General features: G+C 40.7%; 17 protein-coding genes. 4 read left to right on the top strand and 13 right to left on the bottom strand.

What is annotated here, in order from left to right; genetic code table 11:
- Window positions 1-14: 14 nt before the first annotated feature.
- The 6 genes from DL92_RS0104525 to DL92_RS0104500 form a co-directional block, all read right to left on the bottom strand.
- Window positions 15-1,376, bottom strand: coding sequence for a hemolysin family protein (locus DL92_RS0104525; RefSeq protein WP_026667024.1), 1,362 nt, complete (start codon window positions 1,374-1,376; stop codon window positions 15-17).
- A gap of 101 nt (window positions 1,377-1,477) precedes the next feature.
- Window positions 1,478-2,647: a hypothetical protein gene (locus DL92_RS18215; protein ID WP_034468423.1), complete on the bottom strand. Its 1,170-nt coding sequence runs from the start codon at window positions 2,645-2,647 to the stop codon at window positions 1,478-1,480.
- A 138-nt stretch (window positions 2,648-2,785) separates the two neighbouring features.
- On the bottom strand, window positions 2,786-3,943 hold the full coding sequence (gene alr, locus DL92_RS0104515) for an alanine racemase (RefSeq protein WP_081816824.1): 1,158 nt from the start codon (window positions 3,941-3,943) through the stop codon (window positions 2,786-2,788).
- 18 nt (window positions 3,944-3,961) lie between these two features.
- The gene (locus DL92_RS0104510; RefSeq protein WP_026667022.1) at window positions 3,962-5,518 is read right to left on the bottom strand and encodes a bifunctional ADP-dependent NAD(P)H-hydrate dehydratase/NAD(P)H-hydrate epimerase; all 1,557 of its coding nucleotides are present in this window, start codon (window positions 5,516-5,518) and stop codon (window positions 3,962-3,964) included.
- 51 nt (window positions 5,519-5,569) lie between these two features.
- Window positions 5,570-6,232 (bottom strand): hypothetical protein, encoded by a 663-nt coding sequence (locus tag DL92_RS0104505; protein WP_026654487.1) that lies wholly within the window; start codon window positions 6,230-6,232, stop codon window positions 5,570-5,572.
- Between the two features lie 18 nt (window positions 6,233-6,250).
- On the bottom strand, window positions 6,251-6,889 hold the full coding sequence (locus tag DL92_RS0104500; RefSeq protein ID WP_026654486.1) for a redox-sensing transcriptional repressor Rex: 639 nt from the start codon (window positions 6,887-6,889) through the stop codon (window positions 6,251-6,253).
- Between the two features lie 248 nt (window positions 6,890-7,137).
- Here DL92_RS0104500 and hslO point away from each other — a divergent pair, with 248 nt between their 5' ends.
- The 4 genes from hslO to DL92_RS0104480 all read left to right on the top strand — a co-directional run bounded on the left by hslO (window position 7,138) and on the right by DL92_RS0104480 (window position 12,441).
- Entirely contained in the window at window positions 7,138-8,025 is an 888-nt protein-coding gene (hslO, locus tag DL92_RS0104495; RefSeq protein WP_026667021.1) for an Hsp33 family molecular chaperone HslO, read from the top strand.
- 99 nt (window positions 8,026-8,124) lie between these two features.
- Window positions 8,125-9,744 (top strand): bifunctional UDP-sugar hydrolase/5'-nucleotidase, encoded by a 1,620-nt coding sequence (locus tag DL92_RS0104490; protein WP_026667020.1) that lies wholly within the window; start codon window positions 8,125-8,127, stop codon window positions 9,742-9,744.
- 211 nt (window positions 9,745-9,955) lie between these two features.
- Complete coding sequence (locus tag DL92_RS0104485) at window positions 9,956-11,290, top strand: metallophosphoesterase (RefSeq protein WP_026667019.1); 1,335 nt, start codon at window positions 9,956-9,958, stop codon at window positions 11,288-11,290.
- Entirely contained in the window at window positions 11,287-12,441 is a 1,155-nt protein-coding gene (locus DL92_RS0104480; protein WP_026667018.1) for a metallophosphoesterase, read from the top strand. Before DL92_RS0104485 ends, DL92_RS0104480 begins: the two co-directional genes overlap by 4 nt.
- Window positions 12,442-12,591: 150 nt before the next feature.
- Here DL92_RS0104480 and DL92_RS0104475 read toward each other — a convergent pair whose 3' ends face one another.
- The 7 genes from DL92_RS0104475 to nspC form a co-directional block, all read right to left on the bottom strand.
- Window positions 12,592-13,548 (bottom strand): DNA/RNA non-specific endonuclease, encoded by a 957-nt coding sequence (locus tag DL92_RS0104475; protein WP_026667017.1) that lies wholly within the window; start codon window positions 13,546-13,548, stop codon window positions 12,592-12,594.
- 162 nt (window positions 13,549-13,710) lie between these two features.
- The gene (locus tag DL92_RS18210; RefSeq protein WP_026667016.1) at window positions 13,711-14,853 is read right to left on the bottom strand and encodes an SPFH domain-containing protein; all 1,143 of its coding nucleotides are present in this window, start codon (window positions 14,851-14,853) and stop codon (window positions 13,711-13,713) included.
- Window positions 14,854-14,925: 72 nt separating this feature from the next.
- Window positions 14,926-15,612, bottom strand: a complete 687-nt coding sequence (locus DL92_RS20075; protein WP_026667015.1) for a zinc ribbon domain-containing protein — start codon at window positions 15,610-15,612, stop codon at window positions 14,926-14,928.
- 102 nt (window positions 15,613-15,714) lie between these two features.
- Window positions 15,715-16,425 (bottom strand): hypothetical protein, encoded by a 711-nt coding sequence (locus DL92_RS0104460; RefSeq protein WP_026667014.1) that lies wholly within the window; start codon window positions 16,423-16,425, stop codon window positions 15,715-15,717.
- Window positions 16,426-16,532: 107 nt separating this feature from the next.
- Window positions 16,533-17,432, bottom strand: coding sequence for a nitrilase-related carbon-nitrogen hydrolase (locus tag DL92_RS0104455; protein ID WP_026667013.1), 900 nt, complete (start codon window positions 17,430-17,432; stop codon window positions 16,533-16,535).
- Window positions 17,433-17,467: 35 nt separating this feature from the next.
- The gene (aguA, locus tag DL92_RS0104450; protein WP_026667012.1) at window positions 17,468-18,628 is read right to left on the bottom strand and encodes an agmatine deiminase; all 1,161 of its coding nucleotides are present in this window, start codon (window positions 18,626-18,628) and stop codon (window positions 17,468-17,470) included.
- A 13-nt stretch (window positions 18,629-18,641) separates the two neighbouring features.
- Entirely contained in the window at window positions 18,642-19,805 is a 1,164-nt protein-coding gene (gene nspC, locus DL92_RS0104445) for a carboxynorspermidine decarboxylase (protein WP_026667011.1), read from the bottom strand.
- Window positions 19,806-19,918 lie beyond the last annotated feature (113 nt).

The raw sequence follows: 19,918 nt of genomic DNA, 5'->3' as shown, positions 1-19,918 counted from the left end.
TACTCATATATAAACTATTTTGCTAATTCCGAATCTTTCACGCTTTCTGCTTCCTCTTCTTTTGGAAGTTTCTTCATAAGTACGCTCTGTACCATATGATTTCCAACGGAAAGAATCGTGAAACTATAGCCATCCACTTCGACGCTGAATTCGTCGTCTTCCTCCGGTATCCTGTCGAGCTTTGATATCAGAAATCCGTTCAAAGTTTCAAACTCCGACTCACCGAAAGACATCTCAAATTTCTTTTCAAGTGCCTCAATAGGCGCTGTGCCCTCTACAATAAACTCATCCCTGTTCTTGGTCGGTTTAATGAAATTCTCATCTTCGTCATATTCATCCATGATATTTCCGACGATCTCTTCAAGAATGTCCTCCATGGAAACAAGTCCCGCAGTCTGACCATACTCATCGATGACCACAACCATCTGCGTTTTGGATGATTGCATATTATGGAAAAGAGAATCAATATTCCGGGTCTCCGGAACAAACTTGGGCTGGCGAAGAAGTCCTTTTATCTTCCTGATCGGAAGATCCTTTTCTTTTTCCTCGGACAACTTCTTCATTGCATCACGTATATGCATGATGCCGATTATATGATCGATATCGTCAAGGTAAACCGGGAATCTGGAATTGTTGGTATCCATCATGAATCCAACAGCTTCTTTAAGGGTCATATTTGCATCAATGGCAACCATGGCGTTCCTGTTGGTCATAATATCCTGAGCTTCTTTGTCGGAAAACTCAAAAATATTGGATATCATATCGGCCTCTGTTTCCTGAAGAACGCCCTGTTCCTGGCCTTCCGAAACCATCGAGATGATTCCTTCCGTGGTTACATCGGTGAGATTCTCATCTCCCCTTACACCAAAAAGATACAAGACCGTTCCGGAGATTGCTCTGATAACCACAACAAAAGGAGTCACCAGAAATCTCATAAACGCCACCGGATAATAGCATGCCACCGCCCATTTTTCGGGACATCTGACAGCAAGGCGCTCAGGTATCCTTACGCCAAAGCTCATTGTAAGAAGCAATATAACCGCACCGGTCAAACAATATGTAAAACGGGTCGCAATAAAGGATTCACTAAGATCCAAAACATATGCGATATACCGTCCGATATCTCTTGTAACAAATCCTCCGAGAACCATGTTCACTGCTGCCGCAAAAACATTCATGGCTCTTATATGTTTCTCGGGGCTCTTCATGATATTAAGAAGTCCCAAAGCAACTTTATCTTTGTTCTCCCGACTTTTCTTTTCAACATCCTCTTCTTTGACGCGGGTTATCGCTGCATCAAATCCGAAAACGAAGATATCTGCTATAAGAACAGCCGCGAGTAAAAGAAAACTGGCAGAAGGCAAGCCTTCGTCCATAATCAGCCCTCCTGATAAGCGATTGATTAAAATAAACCTAAAACCTCAAATTAAAATATACCACATTTTAGCATAATGTACTATATATAATTCCGACAATATTAGCTAAAATGCTTCTTTACCTTATCATACTGTACATTTATCTCCTGTAATGCTCCGTTATCGCCATCCATGTTGTCGGGATGGTAGAGTTTTACAAGACTTTTATACTTTCGCTCTGCGCTTTCCCTGCTCTTACAGCCGGCAAAGAAATCAAATGTCTGTGAACCCGCCGCAGCTACCTCAGGTTCTCTTTCATAGCCGTAAGATTCATCTTCCTCCTCTTCTTCATAGTATTCGTCTTCATAATAGTCTTCTTCAGGGTACTCTTCTTCATAATACTCATTTCCCGAATAATCATCCGCATAATCTGCGTCGCCGTATGCATCACCATATGGCTCATCATAGCGCGAATCTTCGTATCCGGCGTCATCGTATCGCGAATCGTCATACCTCTCATCATATCCGCGGTCATAACGTGCTCTCTCATCGTAATACTCATGTCTTCTTCGGCGGATTATGCAGTCATCGTCAGGATAGCGGTCGGCGCTGTCATCATAAAAGCTCCTGCCTTCCTGCTCTCTTCTGTTATTCGCATTTTCAGCGGCTTCGGCATTTCTTTCTTTTTTCCACTGCGCATACTCTCTGGTAAAATGTCTTTTACCCGCATCGGGAAACAATCTGTAATACCTGTTCTGCATCACGCTCATAAAGCCTTTTCCCAATACCGCAAATCCCACGTAGAAAGCCATGTCAGCCGCGACGGCAAAAAGCAGGATCTTTCCGTAAGAAAAAAGCACGGTTATCCCAAGAATAACGCCCACAACGGGAGCAAGCAGAACAAAGCTTAAAACAAGCAAAATGACAAACGAAAATGTTCCCTTATATTTGCCTATTTCACCCTTCCACCAGGTCACAAGTTCATTGTAAAAATATCCGACTTCAGAATTTCCGATTTTCAAAAAATCCTGTGCAGTCTGTTCAAGTCTCTCGTTTGATAAAGCATCCGTGGAAATCTTATCGGGGCCGGCACTCCCCGAAAGTAAAAGAAATGTATTAAGACAATATAATCCGCAGAACACAACAGCAGTCACAGGTAACACGCAATACAGGTATTTAAGTAAGCCAAAAAACAGCTTAAGAAACCATGTAAGCATGGATAAAAAAGCCTTAAGCGCGGTTATGGCAAGACCCAATATCGCATTGGCTGCTGTAGTCAGAATAGATATCATAAAATAAACTCCCTTGCAAAACTTCTATGAAAATTTTATACGAAATACGTACCCATGTCGAGTGTCCGCCTTTTTGATAAAGAAAAAAGAGAGCCGTAAAAAAAGCTCTCTAAACAAAAAATATTTTTTAATTCATGCTTAAATATATACTCTGGGAACTCTGTGGTTAATATCGCAGGTAAGTTCATAATTAAAGCGTCCGCTTAAGTTTCCAAGCATCTCAGCCGAGATCTCTTCACCGGAAACAGGATCTTTTCCGAGAAGAACAACTTCGTCTCCCTCTTTTGCATCCGGAATATCCGTTACATCGACCATAAACTGATCCATGCATACTCTTCCGAGAATATTTGCGCGATGCCCTTTTATAAGAACATAGCCCTTATTTGAAAGGCTTCTTGGATATCCGTCTCCGTATCCGACAGGTATTGTGGCAATACGCGTCGCGCTGTCGGTAACAAAGGTTCCGCCGTAGCTTACCGGTGTTCCCTCAGGAACATCCTTTATCATTACTATATGGCTTACAAGCTCCATAGCCGGCTTAAGATCAATAATATCCTTCGCAACTTCATCCGAAGGCCACATTCCGTAGATTGTAACGCCCGCTCTTACCATATCCATGGAAGATTCGGGAACCGCAATGATGCTTGCGGAATTTGCGCAGTGATGGATCGGTATCTTTTTACCTGCGGCAGCCTCTGCACTTTTTACAAACTCAGCAAAGATCTGTTCTCTTTCTTTTACATTGGAAAGATCCTTCTCATCGGCTCTCGCAAAATGGGTAAATATACCTTCAACCTCAATACCGCTTACTTCAAATGCTTTTTTGACAAACTCTTCTCCGCTCTTGTCATGACGGATTCCTATCCTTGACATTCCGGTATCAACAGCGATGTGTATCGGAGCAGGATTCTTAATCACGCCCGACTTCATAAGTCTTTCTGCGCAATCTCCCAGCTCTTTTAACATATCTTCCCTAAATACCGCGGGCCTTATTCCCAAAGAAAGCATTTTCTCATATGCATAAGGGAATGTGTAACCAAGCACCAGTATCGGCTTTTTGATTCCATTCTCTCTGAGGTCAAACGCCTCCTCTGCCGTCGCAGTCGCATATCCCCAGATATAATCTTTATTTTCCAAAAAATTGGCAATTCTCAAAGCGCCGTGTCCGTACGCATCCGTCTTTATGACAGCCATGATCCTGACTCCGTCCGGGATATTGTTCTTCATCGCTTCAAGATTATATTCTATTGCACCAAGGTCTACTCTTGCGCAGACCCTTGAATTCTCATCATACATTTCCATTCCATCCGTTTTTCAATTCAAAATATTCTCAAGTTCATCCACTATGTCGGAAGCAACCATCGAAAGCTTTCCGTGACGAGCAGCCGCCAGATCGCCCGCAGCCCCGTGTAGATACGCTCCTATGCAGGCGCATTCAAAAGAACTAAGTTCCGTTCCCACAAGAGCTCCAAGCACGCCCGAAAGCACATCTCCGCTTCCCGCGGTTGCCATGCCGTCATTTCCGCTTATATTAATATAAATCTTTTTTTCGTTACTGTCACTAACAACGCTTCGTGCATCCTTACAAATGACCGTACAATGAAGTTCTTTGGCAAGTTCTTTTGGGTAAAAGAGAATATTCCTCTTACACTCCTTAATATCCCTTCCAAAAAGTCTTGCAAATTCAGCAAGATGAGGCGTAAGGATAAGCTTTTTGCCGTTTCTTCCAAAGTTGCCCGCAAGACGCCTAAGTTCCTTATCGGTTGAAATAAGATTAAGTCCGTCCGCATCAACAACAAGGTTCTTGTCATATCTTGAAAGAACGATTTTAAGGATCTCAGCCCCCCTACCGGTCATCCCGATTCCCGGGCCCACAACCGCTGCCGTCGACCAGTTCATCGCATCTTCAAGCTTCTCCGAAACAGGTTCATAGTCCTCATATGTATCAATAAGGGCTTCCGGAATAACAGTCTTTATGACTTCCGCATTTTCAGAAGCCGTAAACACCTTTACCATCCCTGCTCCGGCCTTAAGGCACGCTCCCGCGCTAAGCGCACATGCTCCGCTTATTTCCTTCGAGCCGGCAATTATAAGGATTTTTCCGTTTGTTCCCTTATTTGAATACTTTTTTCTCTCGGGCAAAAGAGCTGTAACTTTCTCGTCATAAAAGAAATATTCCGGAGTGTTTCCGCAAAAGCTTTCTTTTGTAATTCCGGCATCGCAGACAACAAGCTTGCCAGTATATTCGCATCCCGGATACAGAATATGTCCCAGTTTTACGCAGTTAAACGTAACAGTTTCATCAGCTTTTACACAAAGAGAACAGATCCTTCCGTCATCAGCATTTATCCCCGAAGGAATGTCGACAGACACAACAAAAAGATCGTCTCTTCTGTCTTTTTTGCAATCATTGATATAGCCGATAACCTCAGCATAACTTCCCGTAATATTTCTGGAAATCCCTATACCAAACAATGCATCTACTATAATATCCCATTCAGCAGGGCTTTTGTTGTCTCTTATATTGGAAAAAGTGTCAGCATTGATTCCGTAATTTGCCGCGATCTTAAGTTGCTTCAGGCACAGGTCGCTGCACTTAGTCATATCACCGACTACCACAAGCTTGACTCTTATGCCCCTTTGTTTTAAAAGCCTCGCGGTACAAATGCCGTCTCCGCCGTTATTTCCGACTCCGGCAAAAACAAGCGCTGTGTACTTTCTGTCTGCGTTTTTGGAAGAAATATGTTTTTCAATCTCATCAGCAACGCAAAGAGACGCTCTTTCCATCAAAATCTCAGTGCTCACTCCGAAGACCTCCGAAGTATTTCTGTCATATCTTTTCATCTCATCGCTTGTCACCGCATACTTCATAGCTTATCTCCCCTTTGAAAAAAGCTGCCATCAGGCAGCTTTTTAAATCAATTATGATGTGTAATCCTTGTCATTGCCTGCAAGAGGCCTGCGGATAGGATGTCTTCTGTCCGGATCGTATTTCATATCGAATATTTCAATAACTTCCGGCCCAAAGATCTGATGCATATAGGAATAAAGATTATAATTTTCCATCTCCGCCTGTTGCATGAGAACTATATTCTTCTTAAGTTGCACTCTGAAATCCGAAACCCATTTATCAAGTTCCGTGATGTACTCGGTATTATCATGAAGTCTCTCATAGCAAACCTTCATCGTTTCGATCATCAGCTCGTAATCGGCTTCATATATCTTTTTCGAAAGATCCCTGAGTTCATCATCGTAGGATTCGATTCTCTCGTTGCAGTCATTGATAAGTCTTGTTCTGTCTTCAATTTTTTTCTCGATAGCAGATGAATCACCCGCTTTATTGGCTTCGTCCCTAAGGGGCACAATCTCACCAAGAAGCTTTTTCTTAACCTTCTTAAGGTCCTTGGTCTCACTGCGCAACTTCCCGTCACGCTCGACAAGTGCATTCAATTCATCCGCAAGATTCGAGATCTCCGGTGTCATTTCCGTCTGCGTAAAGAGCTGGTGCCATTTGTTATCCAGCGTCAAAATGGGAATATTCTTTCCCTGTAACGCAGACATATAAGCTTCTTTGTCTTTTGCCATTAGTTTTTCTCACCTGAGTTAAACATTTTTTCCTGACCTGTTTATATTATACGATAATTTCATCAAACTGTCAGATAAATGTACATTTTCTACCACAATATAGTCAGGCACCTCGAGATCGACGTGTGCAAAGTTCCAGATGGCTTTAATTCCACACTTGCATAGTCTGTGAGCCATCGGAACTGCCTGATCCTTCGGAATGGTCAAAACAGCTATCTCTATTTTATTGTTTTTTACAAAATCTTCTACTTCATCGATCGGACGAACTTCCACATCTCTTATCTTTGATCCGAAAAGATCGGGGTTACAATCAAATGCTCCTTTGAAAACAAATCCTCTTCTTGTAAAATTCGTGTAACCCGCGATTGCCTTGCCGAGATGTCCGGCTCCGATAATAACAAGGCTGTGTTCCTTGTCTATTCCCAAAATCTTACTGATCTCGTCATAGAGATAACCTACGTTATAACCATATCCCTGCTGACCAAAACCACCAAAATTATTAAAATCCTGCCTTATCTGAGAAGCAGTGACTTTCATGATGTCGCTAAGCTCTTGAGAAGATATTCTCTCAACACCTTTCTCCTTGAGATCTCCCAAATATCTGAAATAACGCGGAAGTCTGGAAATGACCGCCTGAGAAATTTCCTTATCTGCCATATTCTGCTCCTTTATTATGTATTATTTTTAACTGAAATAATTCTTAGAATTCTCTTTTAAACAATAGTATAGATTGTTAAGGATTATACAAAATAATTATATCTGTGCGTTAAATCTATGTCAATCGGATAAAGCCACATATTCCGCAAAAACAGCTGATTTACCGCGCCATTTACTTTAATAGTGAAATCATATATTATTCAATACGAATTACATCTATTGATAATAAAGAAAGTTGAGGATAAATCATGTCATATAAAGATTATATGGTACGCGCAACCGCAGCAGATGCGCAGATAAGAGCTTTCGCTGCAACAACAAGAGATCTTGCCGAATACGGAAGAAAAGCACACCACCTCTCTCCCATTGCCGCAGCGGCACTCGGACGTCTTATGACAGGCACTGTAATGATGGGAACAATGATGGATAACGATCAGGACCTCATAACCGTAAAGATGGACGGTGACGGTCCTTTAAAAGGAGTTCTTGCAACAGCCGACAGGTTTGGTAATGTTAAGGGCTATGTTACAAACCCTTATGTTGTCATGGAACCAAATGCGGCCGGACATTTAAATGTAGGAGGCGGAATCGGCGAAGGTACTCTCACCGTTATCAGGGATATGGGGCTAAAAGAGCCCTATGTCGGCCAGGTTCCTCTGTATACCGGAGAAGTCGCCGAAGATCTCACATACTATTTTACCAAGTCTGAACAGACTCCTTCTTCAGTCGGACTCGGCGTTCTTGTTGAAAGAGAGAATCTTTCCGTTATCGCCGCAGGCGGATTTATCATCCAGCTTCTGCCCTTCGCTTCCGAAGAAGTAATATCAAAGCTCGAGGAAAATCTTACAAAATTCTCTTCGGTTACTGATATTCTCAAGGCCGGAAAGGCTCCCGAAGATTTACTTAACATAATTCTCGAAGGCTTCGATATAGAGATCACAGATAAAATTGATTTAAATTTTTTCTGCAATTGCGACAAAGACAGGGTTGAAAGAGCCCTTATGTTAATTGGCCGAAAAGAGCTTCAGGAGCTGATTGACGATGGAAAACCCATAGAATTATGTTGTCATTTTTGTAACAAAAAATATATCTTTAAAACGTCTGAACTCCTTGAAATTCAAAGAAATTTGAAATAACACCTTTTATAAAAACAGATTATGCGTTATACTATTGCTTAGATGTTAGTAACATTTTACTAACAAAGTTACAGGGGTTTTAACAAAGGAGGTAATAGTATGACAAGACACACTGTAAAAAAATCGCGTGCCATCAGGACCGTCATGTCCTTAACTCTGGCATCGACTATCTTTCTGACTTCCGGTATAGGTGCAGCCGTTGCACATGCCGGAGGAAAAGAAGGTGTACATATAAATAACACTTCTGGTGTAGCCAGTATCAATGATTTCAAAAAGCTTGTAGAAGAAGGAAAGGATATGTCCGATAAAACAGTTATCCTTTCAACCAATGATGCACAATGTAATTTCGATAAATATCCTTATGTTGCATCTCTTAAGAACTTTTTTGAAGATAGCTTGAAGTCTGATGTTGTTCTTATCGACACAGGTGATTTCTGTGAAGGTAAAGATATGGAAAAATTTTGGAGTGCCAACGGTGGTGCTCAGTGCATGAACACTTACGATAACGATTATGCCGCTTTCCTTGCAATGAATGAAGCCGGCTATGATTTTGCTAATTTCGGAAATTACGGATTCAACTACGGATCCGATATAAATACAAACAATTATTTTGATTCAGGTTGCAGCATTGTTAATTTCGACTGTGCCGACAAGGCAATGAATGCTGCTTGCAAAGGCAAAGGAAAGGATTTCTCACAGTCATCCGATTGCTTCTCAAGCATTATGAAGCAAAACAGCCTTTGTGACAACAGCTTCATGTATGACTGTGCTAATTCAGACATGAAGATCGGCTTCTTCGGATTGCCCGAATATGAAGCTTTAGGAAACTATGACTTATCCAAGAATTCTGAATGGTATACTTGCGCCGAACAGCAGGCTCAGAGTCTTAAGGAAGATGGTGCCGACCTTGTTATCTGCATGTCCCAGCTTGGCTTGGGTGATGCTCTTAAGGGTGGCAGCGGAATCTTTAATCTGCTTGGCAATTTGTTTGGCCTTGGCGGAAAGAGTGCCTCAAAGGGTGCATCCAAGGGCGGATCAGGCATGGATTTCATCGATCTTCTTCTCGACGGTTGCTCTCTCTTCGCTGAAGGCGAAAGCGCTCTGCCCCTTAAGTTAGCTGATATGCTTCTTCGTAATATCGGTGTAACAATTCTTGATAACAACAGCAAGTCTATCGAAGATAATTTCCTCTTCTCTCTCGATGACATCATCAAGAACCTTGGTGGTGATTCAAACATCTCCAAGTTCGTAAGTGATATGATCGGTGGATTTGGTTTCAACCTCTTCGGCGATGCTGATTGCGACTTCGATTGCAATTGGGATTGGGATTACAACAGCTGCACAGGAAAGACCAACGGCAAGTCAACACCTCAGCCCAAGCCTTCACCACAGCCTAAATGCGGTGACACACCTCAGCCTCAGCCCAAACCTTCACCACAGCCAAAGCCCACTCCACAACCTAAGGGTGGCACATCCACTCCAAAACCGGACGGAGCCGCTGCACCTAAGGGCGAAACCGTTCCGGCTAAACCCGACGGAGCTGCTGCACCTAAGGGTGAGACTGTTCCGGCTAAACCTGACGGAGCTGCCGCTCCTAAGGCTGAAACCGTTCCCGCTAAGCCCGACGGAGCACCTGCCCCTCAGTATCAGCAGAACAGCAAGTCATTATTTGACGAATTATTCCCTGAAGAAGAGGATGATGATTTCTTCTGGTTCTAATTTTCGAATAAAAAAGTTTTAATATATATCGAACCACTTCTTTGATCATATATCAGGGAAGTGGTTCTTTTATTAATATATTAAAATATAAGTTAAAAATTTAGGGGTTTAATTAATTTTCTTTTTACGTTATACTATTATTTAAGCATTGGGGCCCAAGATGCTTACTACGTGACACAACAGAGATTTTAACATCAAAGGAGGTAGTAGTATGAAAAGACACAATGTAAACAAAGCGCCTGCCATTCGGGCTGTAATATCCCTGGTCATGGCTTCTTCTCTCTTTCTTTCTTCAAATCTCGGTGCATCTGTTGCACATGCCGAAGAAAAAAAAGTTTCCTACAACTATAAAAGCTCAGTTAACGGAAACGTATCCGACTTCGTAAAAATGGCGGACGAAGGCAAAGATTTCTCCGGCAAGACAGTTATTATTTCCACAAACGATGTACATGGCGCAATTCAGAAATATCCATATGTAGCGGCTCTAAAAAAATTCTTCAGTACAGAGCTTAAAGCTGATGTCCTGCTCGTTGACTCAGGCGATTTCAGTCAGGATAAAAAACCCAAAGGCAATGAAGGTGCCGACAGCGCCTATTGTATGGAAGAGTCCGCAGGTTTAGCCGGTGTTGAAGCTATGAACGCCGCCGGTTATGATATGGCAACTTTAGGAAATCATGAATTTGAAGGTTTTGTTGCCCTTGATGATAATCTTAAAAAAGCACAGTTCAAGGTTATCAATTCAAATTTGGTTACCAAAGATGCATATAACAAACTGGAAGAACTGGCCATTTCCTATAAAAATGCAAAAAATGACAAAGACGCCAAAAAGACATTCAGCAAAATAATGGACACATTTGGCAGCTTTACCGAGAAAGATTATTATCGCCAGCCAAATTATATATATGAATCCAAATCAGGCATAAAAGTCGGATTCTTCGGACTTCTTACAGAAGAAGCCAGCCTTAACAGTAAATTAAAAAATAAATATAAAAAACTCAAATCAAATATTAAACTGGATAAAAATAACATAATAGATTTTGATCTGGCTTCTACTTGCGCAAAATACCAGATTGAATCATTGAGAGACAACAGCGCTGATATTGTTATCTGCCTTTCACACTTAGGTCTTGAAGACGATCGCGAAGGAAACAGAAGCATTGACATATATGATGCTGTTACAAGTAAAGAGCCATATAAAGCTCTTTATCCGCTCGACCTGGTACTCGACGGCCACTCTCATAACAAAGTATCTGCAGGTGAAAACGATGAGCCCTTATTGTCAGGAGAGATGTTACTCAGAGAAGTCGGCATCACAATAATCGGTAAGGATGAGCAGAATAAAGCAAAAATCGAAAAGTCAGTCCTTGTTACAATCGATGACATAAAAGAAAGTATTGGCCCTGACGAAAAAACCGCTGAAGTTGTTTTAAAACTGATGGAAAACTATCACAGCAGTTTATTAGACAGTAAACAAGATCCATATGTAAATGATCTCCTCGATCATACAGCAGAACAGTCAGACAACGAAAGGAGGAAATCAGCATGAACATATTAAAAAAAGCAACCGGTAAGGCATTTCTTTCATTAACCCTTGCCACTACCCTATTCTTTTCACCAAATATCAATGGTTCGACTGCACATGCCGGCGTAGGACCTATCAGATACAGTATCGACCACAAAATCACCAGAAATTTTTCTGAAATAGAAGAAAAATATAATAACAACTTCTCAAATAAAACTGTAATCCTCACAACAAACGATGTGCACGGAGCCGTCGATGGTTACCCATACCTTGCCGGAATGAAAGATTATTTTGGAAAACTTGGTGCAGATGTCATTGTCGTTGACGCAGGCGACTTCAGTCAGACTAAACCGGAGGCCACGAAGAAATATATTAATTCCAAGAACGGCCTTGCTTTTAAATGTATGAACTCAGTAGGCTATAATTATGCTACTTTAGGCAATCACGAAGGAACAAACTTAGGTGACCTAAATAAAAACATTGCCGATACAGAAAAAAAACCAAAGTTTGAAATTATCTCTTCAAACATACTTGATCCCACAAAAGGAACTCCTCTTTATACGTCATGTGCCATACACAAAACCACAATCGAAGGCGCAGACAACGTAAATATCGGTTTCTTTGGACTAACTACCAAAGACGCCGAAAGCTCAAAAAGCAAAATGCTGCTAGAAGGCGCCATGCAAGAATGTGCCGAGGCTCAATATAACCTTTTAAAAAATGAAGGAATAGAAATAGAAGAAGGAAAAGAGAAAGAAAAAGCCGATATTGTTATTTGTCTTTCTCACTTAGGTTTAGAAGATGAATTCGCAGATCGTGGAGAATCAAGTTATGAAATATACAGAAAAGTGAACCAAATCGATCTTATGATTGACGGTCACTCACACAGCATTATAACTCCACCCGAATATGGCAAGCCTCTTATCTACAAAAAAGAAAACGGCGATGATGTAAATAACGATCCCATCCTCTCTACAGGAACAGAATTCCAAAACATCGGCGTAGTAATAATCGACAATCATGAAAAAGCAATTAAAGACGCCTTCCTTATAGAAGAAAAAGTCTTTAAAAGCTTTGAACCAATCAGTCCTGAAAATAACGATGCTGCTGCCGCTACAGCCAAGGTTGTAGAAGAGGTAAAAAAAGAATCAAAGAATGGTTCCAAAAAACAGTAATATAAGCAATAAAGGAAGCAACAACTAAGAACACAAATCATATGTCCCAACAAAAAGCCACCTGTTTGATAGCTAAACATCAAACAGGTGGTTCCTTTTTGCCGCAATCACAATACTTCAAGCACGGCTTTCTATCCGATTTAATAGATTTTAAGGGTTACATTTTTTACAAGACTGATAGCCTTTGCTGATTAGCTCATCTCTGCTTCCCTCATAATACCACTTATTCTTTTCACTCATAGAAGACACACTACCGCAGTATGGATAATGAAACTTCTTTGTATTCTTATTTGCTATATATGTAGCTATCTGTTCACCATTACTATCTGATGATGGCTCGCCACTCTCGATGTTCTGATCCGCTGAATCTGAAGAAACCTTAAAATCTTGTGTTTCCGGTGAAAAAACATAGTTTTCATCAGCATAGTTGCTTCCATCAGCATAGTTTATAATCACGCCCGGCTGCACATTGTAACAAAAAATATTAAAGCGCACCCCTTTCCCGTTATCCTCAACGGAAAGTGCCTCCATTTGTACTCCATCGCATAGCAAATTGCTTCCGGAAAAAATCGGTGTAACTCTATACATTACGTGATTTCCAGTACGGTGAACATAAGAAGCAACCATATTCTCATATGGGAGCATCCCTTCAACATTCATGTATCTGGTGCCGGTTATCAGGTTTTTCTCATTGGCATTCTCTCCTGTAAGCTGATAACCAATCATATGGCATCTGTTATAAAGATACGGTGGCTCCGAATCTACAAGCCCCGGATATTTATTCTGATTCCACCCCGAAGTTTTAACAGAACCAATAGATCCACGCGCCTCCGTTGGCATTAGGTCTTTTCCAATACATGTTTCTGCAGTAGTACATCTACCAAGCCGATCAAGTCTACCGTAACTCTCAAAAGAAACCGTTGTTAGCTCATCAGCATCAAATGATGGACTATTACCATTTAGCACTATTGATGCCTTATCCGAATACTTAGGAATCCCTCCATCCGCGTTAACCGTTACCAAGGTTATTCCTGGTATATTCATAGTTATGCCGATAAGCACAACTATCGCAAATACTTTGCTTATCAAGGAATGTACTTTCTTCATTAAAATCCCTTTCGCACTAACAATGAAACCAATTTAATAATATCAGCGAAAACTTAAACCGCTCTTAACTCAAGATAAATTCTAAATTCAAAATGATAATATAAATATGAAAAACCCTCGGCACTAACCGAGGGTTAAGTCATATTCATGAAAATAATATAATCACATTGGGATAGGCGGAGATGAAGTGGAGCCTTCGAAAATAGGTGCAATATCAGCAACCTCCTCAGCTCTTACCCAATTTTCCATTCCTTCTTTCCAAACCAATGAATCCTTATCAAAAGTTCCTTTTGATAGCATCTCCTTAAACTTGCTTATGTCATATGGTCCCTTTTGCTTTCCATCACCAGCAAGATAATATCCTGCTGTTGGAATTGGCGGAGGAACCACTTTATCCTTTTTATTAAAAAGACCTCCTATAGCACCCGAAACTTTCTCAGTCACCGTTGGTGCATCACTTTTTTCTGCCTCATCAAGCTTCTTTTCCGCCGCTATCTGAGACTTAATATCTCCAATTGCAGTTACCACACCTTTGGCAAACATTGCCGTTTTTCCCTGCGACAGCTTTTCAAGTTTCTTGTATTCTGCAGAAGTTTTATTTATCTCAATAGCAGAAATATTAATGCTCGATAATTCAACTCCATAATCATTATGAAGTTTTTCTTTTATATCTGCCTCTATATGTCCCCCAACATCAGGAATCATACTTTCAATCTGGATTAAAGGTATATTATTGTCTTTAGCAAATGTTGATACAACACTTCTTACTCTTCCGCTGATAAAATCACGAACTTTCTCCTTAAGTGCTTCTGTAGTTATTTCCGAAAGGCTATGGCATTTTATAAACTGATTAACATCTTCTATTCTAAAATTCATCGAGCCGCGTACAGCTACCGGAACAGCTATATCTCTATGTCTCCCATCGAATGAATTAATTGGCCCAACACCAAATGGTATCTGTATAGTATTAGCTTTATTAATAAAATATATTTCTGCTTGAAACGGACTTCCTCCCTGATAAAGCGTTCCAATCAAAGTTGCAAGAACAGGAAAGTTCTCTGTTTCAATCACCTTATCATAAGGCCCTTCAATATATTCTTGTGCTTTTCCATCTGCACCAGAATAAACAAACACAGCCGCAGAACCATCTCTTACCCTAAGAGAAGATCCCCAACGAATTGCATTTGATCTCTGGCTTGTCTGACTCGTTGTACCTTGCGGATGCCACTTCCATACAAGATAATCAGTCTCATCGCATCGAATGACATCCATAAATCCGCCATCATTTTTCCCAAATATAGCCATCGTAAATCCTCCTGAACAATGCATTATCATACAAAACAACTACCATAGCTAATATTACTGCTGTCTTTGAAATCACTTCCTCTTAAATAACGAAAACGGCTTTGCGCTTTCTATTTCAGCCATCTTTTTATCGTATAATTCCTGAATTTTGCCAAAATCCCCGTCATTGCCAAACGATAACTTAGCTTTTTCATAAGTCTGATGAAACTTTGTTTCCCAAGCTTTTATGACTATTCCTGCAACTTCTTTAGCAGCTTCTCTTCCTGCTAAAACTCTCGCGTCCATATAACCGGCAGCAAGAATCATAAACTCGAATATATCTTCTTTAGTATTAGGAACGACAAAATTTCTGATGAGACTAGCTATTTTCTCATCTGTGGGATTATCACTTCTTCCAGAAAGCTTGGTTGCCAGAGCATCTGTAACTGTATTGCGCTTCTTTTCAAGTTTCTCTATTTCCGTAGTAAGCCCCCTGATGGCATCTGCAGTCTTACCATTCCGAATCTCATAGCCACATAAAGGGCAAACAGCAGACATTGCACTAAGCGAGTGTCCACATTTAGGACATTTACGTGCTTCTTCCGCAATTCTTTCTTGCTCAGATAACTTTTTGGCTTCTCGTTCCATGTCTTTTTCTTGACGATCTCTGGCTATATTTTCACGTGTTTCTTGAGCCGCCGAACTTATTGTCTGCGCTGCATCACTGATTCCCTGTGAAGCTTTTCCAATAGCTTTTCCAACTTCATTTAAAAACGCCATTTTGCACCTCCAGTTAACCATACTTCGATTATAATTATACCTCTAGACGTTTATTTCGACCACAAAAAAGAGTCAGTCCCTATGACTGGCTCTCACATAATATCATTGGCATTTTTCCAAGTAATCTTGCCCTGTAGTATGCACTACATCATAAACTTCAACATCAGGTAAGTATTCATGTATATCCTTACAAACGTCACTCCTATCATATTCAACATTATGGAAATCGGTTATAACATACTTTGCATTCTTAAATTCGCTCAAGAACGCAAATCTTTTTCCACCAGGGACATTAGTATAATCATTTGCTACGACTACTATAGGAACATCGATCTCTATGTTAGGGTTTTCTTGAATTTCAGTATTTACATCAAATACATTTATGTACATATATTGCAGTTTTGCTGTATTTTCTTCAACTAATTCACTCATATAATCATCTGATACGGTATTAGAAAAATAGGACAGATACATTCCGTTTTCTAGTTCATTGTTAATAGTAATTTTTGTATCATTCGGAAAGAAATCCGGATTCTCTGCTACAAACTTATTATGAGCATTAATTACATCACAAAACTCCTCATACCCTTCCATTCCATTTAGATACTTTATGCTCAAACTTATTGCATTATTGTCCGTATTATATCTGAGTACCTTAAGGTCATCATGCGAAAATAAGCCAATAGCATCTGCCCACTCCTTATGAACCGATTTAATATTATACCGATGAACATAAAAAGTCGGACCACACGCATATAATGCTGTTAACATCAGTATTAAGATAGGCATAATGAGCAATATTCTTTTTTTCATATCATTTTATAGAACTGTCTCCCTCACTAAAGCCGTACATTTATGGACATTTTTCTAAACAATATTTTCCATAGCGTATATCTTTAAATGCTAATAGGTCCTTGTATTTACTTCACTATATCTCTATAACATTCAGGCCTTCTGTCTCTAAAAAGCCCCCATGAAGATCTCATCTTTCTGTTCTCTTCAAAGTTATATTCCGCATATATAATCTCTTCTTTGTCACGACTTGCCCTGGAGATCACATCTCCCGTCTCATCGGTAAGGAAGCTGCTTCCGTAGAAGCACAGGCTTGAAGTCTGGTTGCCGTTTTCCTCGCAAGGATTGACCTTTTCTGTTCCGATTCTGTTTGCAGCAGCAACAGGAATAACGTTTGCAGCGGAATGTCCCTGCATGGTTCTCATCCAGTGTCCCGAGCTGTCAACATCAAGTATAGGTTCAGATCCTATTGCTGTCGGATACAGGATAATATCGGCGCCGTTTATCGCAAGACACCTTGCGGTCTCAGGGAACCACTGATCCCAGCATATTCCCACGCCTACATTTCCGACCGAGGTCTTAAACACCTTAAATCCGGTATTTCCGGGCGTAAAATAGAATTTTTCCTGATAATAATGATCGTCCGGAATGTGAGTCTTTCTGTATATGTCTACTATCTCACCGTCAGAATCTATCATAACAACAGAGTTATAGAATACATTCTCATCTTTTTCAAAAATACTTATTGGCATTACCACATTGTTCTTTTTACAGAAATCCTTGAAATAAACTACCGCAGGATTTGTAAGTGCTGGCTCTGCAAGCTCATAATAATCGTATCTTCTCTCCTGGCAAAAATACTTTCTTTCAAAAAGTTCAGAAAGAAGAATGAGCTTTGCACCGTTCTGTGCCGCTTCCAAAGCAAGTTTTCCCGCTTTTTCTATATTGCGCTTTACCTGCTCCTCATCGGATGCCACGCTCTCTCCGCATGCAAACTGGATACATGCAACTTTGACAGTATCTGACATTTTAATGTCCTCCGTATTATAGACAAGTTTTTTATTTATTCCGGTATCTGCTGTGTTATGCAGTGAATATTTCCGCCGCCAAGCAGAATGTCTGTAGCAGGGATGCCTACAACTTCTCTGTCCGGATGAATATCTTTTAATATATCAAGAGCTCTCTTATCGCTCTCCTTATTCGCTCCGCCAAACTGAGGAACAAGAAGTGCTCCGTTAATATAATAATAATTCACGTAACTTGCGGCAAGTCTCTCTCCTACGCTTCTTTCATCTTCGCCGTCCTCAAACACATAATTGGCGAGATTATCTTCATTTATAAGAACGGGAACATCGGGAATCGGAAGCTTGCGAATCTTTATTTTCCTGCCCTTCGCATCTGTCTTACCCATAAGATAATCATATGATGCCTTCGAAAGCTCGTATTGAGGGTCATTCTTATTATCGGTCCACGCAAGAACAACTTCTCCGGGCTTTGTGAATGCGCACACATTATCTACATGCTCGTTCGTCTCATCATTGTAGATTCCTCTGGGAAGCCATAAAACTTTCTCAGCTCCGAGATATGTCTTTAGCTTTTCTTCTATCTGTTCTTTTGAAAGAGAAGGATTTCTTCCCTTGCTTAAAAGACAGCTCTCAGTAACCATCAATGTTCCGTCGCCGTCCGTATGAACAGATCCGCCTTCAAGGATAAATGGCTCCGCATCGTAATATTCATATCCGCAAAAATCGCAGAATTTTTCGGGAACTGCATTATCCTTATCCCAGCTTGCATAAAGTCCGTCAAATTCGCCGCCCCATGCGTTAAAGCCAAAATTCACGCCTCTTTTCGATCCGTCTTTTCCCGAAACAAATATTGGTGCAACGTCTCTTGCCCACGAATCGTCGGTATCGATCTTTATAAGATTCATCGCATGATCAAGTCTTCCTCCGCAGTCTGTGCAGATTTTTCTCGCTATCAGATCGGTGAACTCTTTTGCCTCCGCGTAATACAGAGGATTATTCGGAACAAGAAGATATAAGTCTTCTCTTTTTAATATCTCATAAAAGATCATTCCAAAAGAAGCAAGCGCTCCGCTTCTGTCTTTTCCCCAGCTTCCCGGTCTTGTGGGATATATCATTATTGTGCCTTCATGCCGGTCAAACTCCGCCTGCATACGAAAGCCGTCATTTATGGGCAATGCGCCCTTTCTCGTTATCTTCAACCTAACTCCTTACTCATAATCTTGATTTAAAATCGTCATATGAAAACTTCTTAAGTACTTCAACACTTCCGTCTTTATGCATAATATCGATATCGGGAAGCGGCATACCGTTAAATGTATTGTTCTTTACCATGCTGTAGATTGCCATGTCTTCAAAAGTGAGCCTGTCACCAATCTTAATTTCCCGGTCAAAGCTGTAATCGCCTATAACGTCACCCGCAAGGCATGTTCTCGATGACAATCTGTAGGTATACTCTTTTTCATCGCAAAGGCCCGAATCCTTAAGAGGCGGCCTGTAGGGCATTTCAAGCACATCGGGCATGTGACACGCAGCCGATGTATCAAGAATAAGAACAGGATAATCCTCCGTCTCAACAATATCCATCACCGTGGTAACAAGATATCCCGCATCAAGTGCTACCGCTTCACCCGGCTCAAGATATACATCAATATCATACTTCTCTTTAATATATCTGATAAGATTTTTAAGCCCCTCTCTGTCATAATCAGGCTTTGTAATATGATGTCCGCCGCCGAGGTTTATCCATTTTATCTGTGAAAAGAATTCTCCAAAGTCATTTTCAACTTCGTTAAAAGTCGCCTCAAGTGGCTCAAATCCCTGTTCACACAGAGTATGGAAATGAAGTCCCTCCACTCCTTTTGGAAGCGGATCCGGAAGATTTTCTCTCCTTATTCCAAGGCGCGATCCGGGTGCACAAGGATCGTATATCTCATGTTCTTCCTGCGTGCTAAATTCAGGATTGATCCTTAGTCCAACAGAAAGTTTTTTCTCTGAGACTGCTTTCTCCCATACGTTTCTGTGGTGTTCAAGCTGTGCTATAGAGTTAAAAACTATATGATCTGCAACTTCACACACAAGAGGAAATTCCTCATCCTTAAATGCCGGCTCAAATACGTGATTCTCGAGCTTTTTCTTTCCCTCAAAGGGCTTTATCATTTCTTCGTAAGCAAGCTTCGCCTCGTAAAGTCCCGAAGCCGTAGCTCCCTGAAGGTATTCTCCTATAAGAGGATACGTACTGTACGCAGAAAAAGCCTTCTGTGCAAGAAGAATCTTTGCCCCCGTGCCTTTGGCAATATCCGATAAAATTATCAGGTTATTCAAAAGTTTCTGCTCATCTATAACATAAGCAGGCGTTGTTATTTCGGTTATGTTCATTAAAACTCTCCTAAATCCTATTTACTGCTCAATTTCCTACAACAAAAAACAAACAAAGCTCCACTTCTAAAATAAAAAGTGAAGCTTTGCCTATATTATAATCGCTTAAAACA

It is taken from the genome of Butyrivibrio sp. AE2005 (genome assembly GCF_000686965.1).
Taxonomy (GTDB): domain Bacteria; phylum Bacillota; class Clostridia; order Lachnospirales; family Lachnospiraceae; genus Butyrivibrio; species Butyrivibrio hungatei_A.
Note: the sequence above shows the minus strand (reverse complement) of the source record. Positions and strands in the feature narration are given on the sequence as shown.

Bases quoted from the DNA above. Each gene is read 5' to 3' on its own strand.
- DL92_RS0104525 (WP_026667024.1), bottom strand. From the start codon at position 1,376: ATGGACGAAGGCTTGCCTTCTGCCAGTTTTCTTTTACTCGCGGCTGTT.
- DL92_RS0104460 (WP_026667014.1), bottom strand. From the start codon at position 16,425: ATGAAAAAAAGAATATTGCTCATTATGCCTATCTTAATACTGATGTTA.
- DL92_RS0104490 (WP_026667020.1), top strand. From the start codon at position 8,125: ATGACAAGACACACTGTAAAAAAATCGCGTGCCATCAGGACCGTCATG.
- DL92_RS0104455 (WP_026667013.1), bottom strand. From the start codon at position 17,432: ATGTCAGATACTGTCAAAGTTGCATGTATCCAGTTTGCATGCGGAGAG.
- DL92_RS0104505 (WP_026654487.1), bottom strand. From the start codon at position 6,232: ATGGCAAAAGACAAAGAAGCTTATATGTCTGCGTTACAGGGAAAGAAT.
- nspC (WP_026667011.1), bottom strand. From the start codon at position 19,805: ATGAACATAACCGAAATAACAACGCCTGCTTATGTTATAGATGAGCAG.
- hslO (WP_026667021.1), top strand. From the start codon at position 7,138: ATGTCATATAAAGATTATATGGTACGCGCAACCGCAGCAGATGCGCAG.
- DL92_RS20075 (WP_026667015.1), bottom strand. From the start codon at position 15,612: ATGGCGTTTTTAAATGAAGTTGGAAAAGCTATTGGAAAAGCTTCACAG.
- alr (WP_081816824.1), bottom strand. From the start codon at position 3,943: ATGTATGATGAGAATTCAAGGGTCTGCGCAAGAGTAGACCTTGGTGCA.
- DL92_RS0104485 (WP_026667019.1), top strand. From the start codon at position 9,956: ATGAAAAGACACAATGTAAACAAAGCGCCTGCCATTCGGGCTGTAATA.
- DL92_RS0104500 (WP_026654486.1), bottom strand. From the start codon at position 6,889: ATGGCAGATAAGGAAATTTCTCAGGCGGTCATTTCCAGACTTCCGCGT.
- DL92_RS0104510 (WP_026667022.1), bottom strand. From the start codon at position 5,518: ATGAAGTATGCGGTGACAAGCGATGAGATGAAAAGATATGACAGAAAT.
- DL92_RS0104480 (WP_026667018.1), top strand. From the start codon at position 11,287: ATGAACATATTAAAAAAAGCAACCGGTAAGGCATTTCTTTCATTAACC.
- DL92_RS0104475 (WP_026667017.1), bottom strand. From the start codon at position 13,548: ATGAAGAAAGTACATTCCTTGATAAGCAAAGTATTTGCGATAGTTGTG.
- DL92_RS18210 (WP_026667016.1), bottom strand. From the start codon at position 14,853: ATGGCTATATTTGGGAAAAATGATGGCGGATTTATGGATGTCATTCGA.
- DL92_RS18215 (WP_034468423.1), bottom strand. From the start codon at position 2,647: ATGATATCTATTCTGACTACAGCAGCCAATGCGATATTGGGTCTTGCC.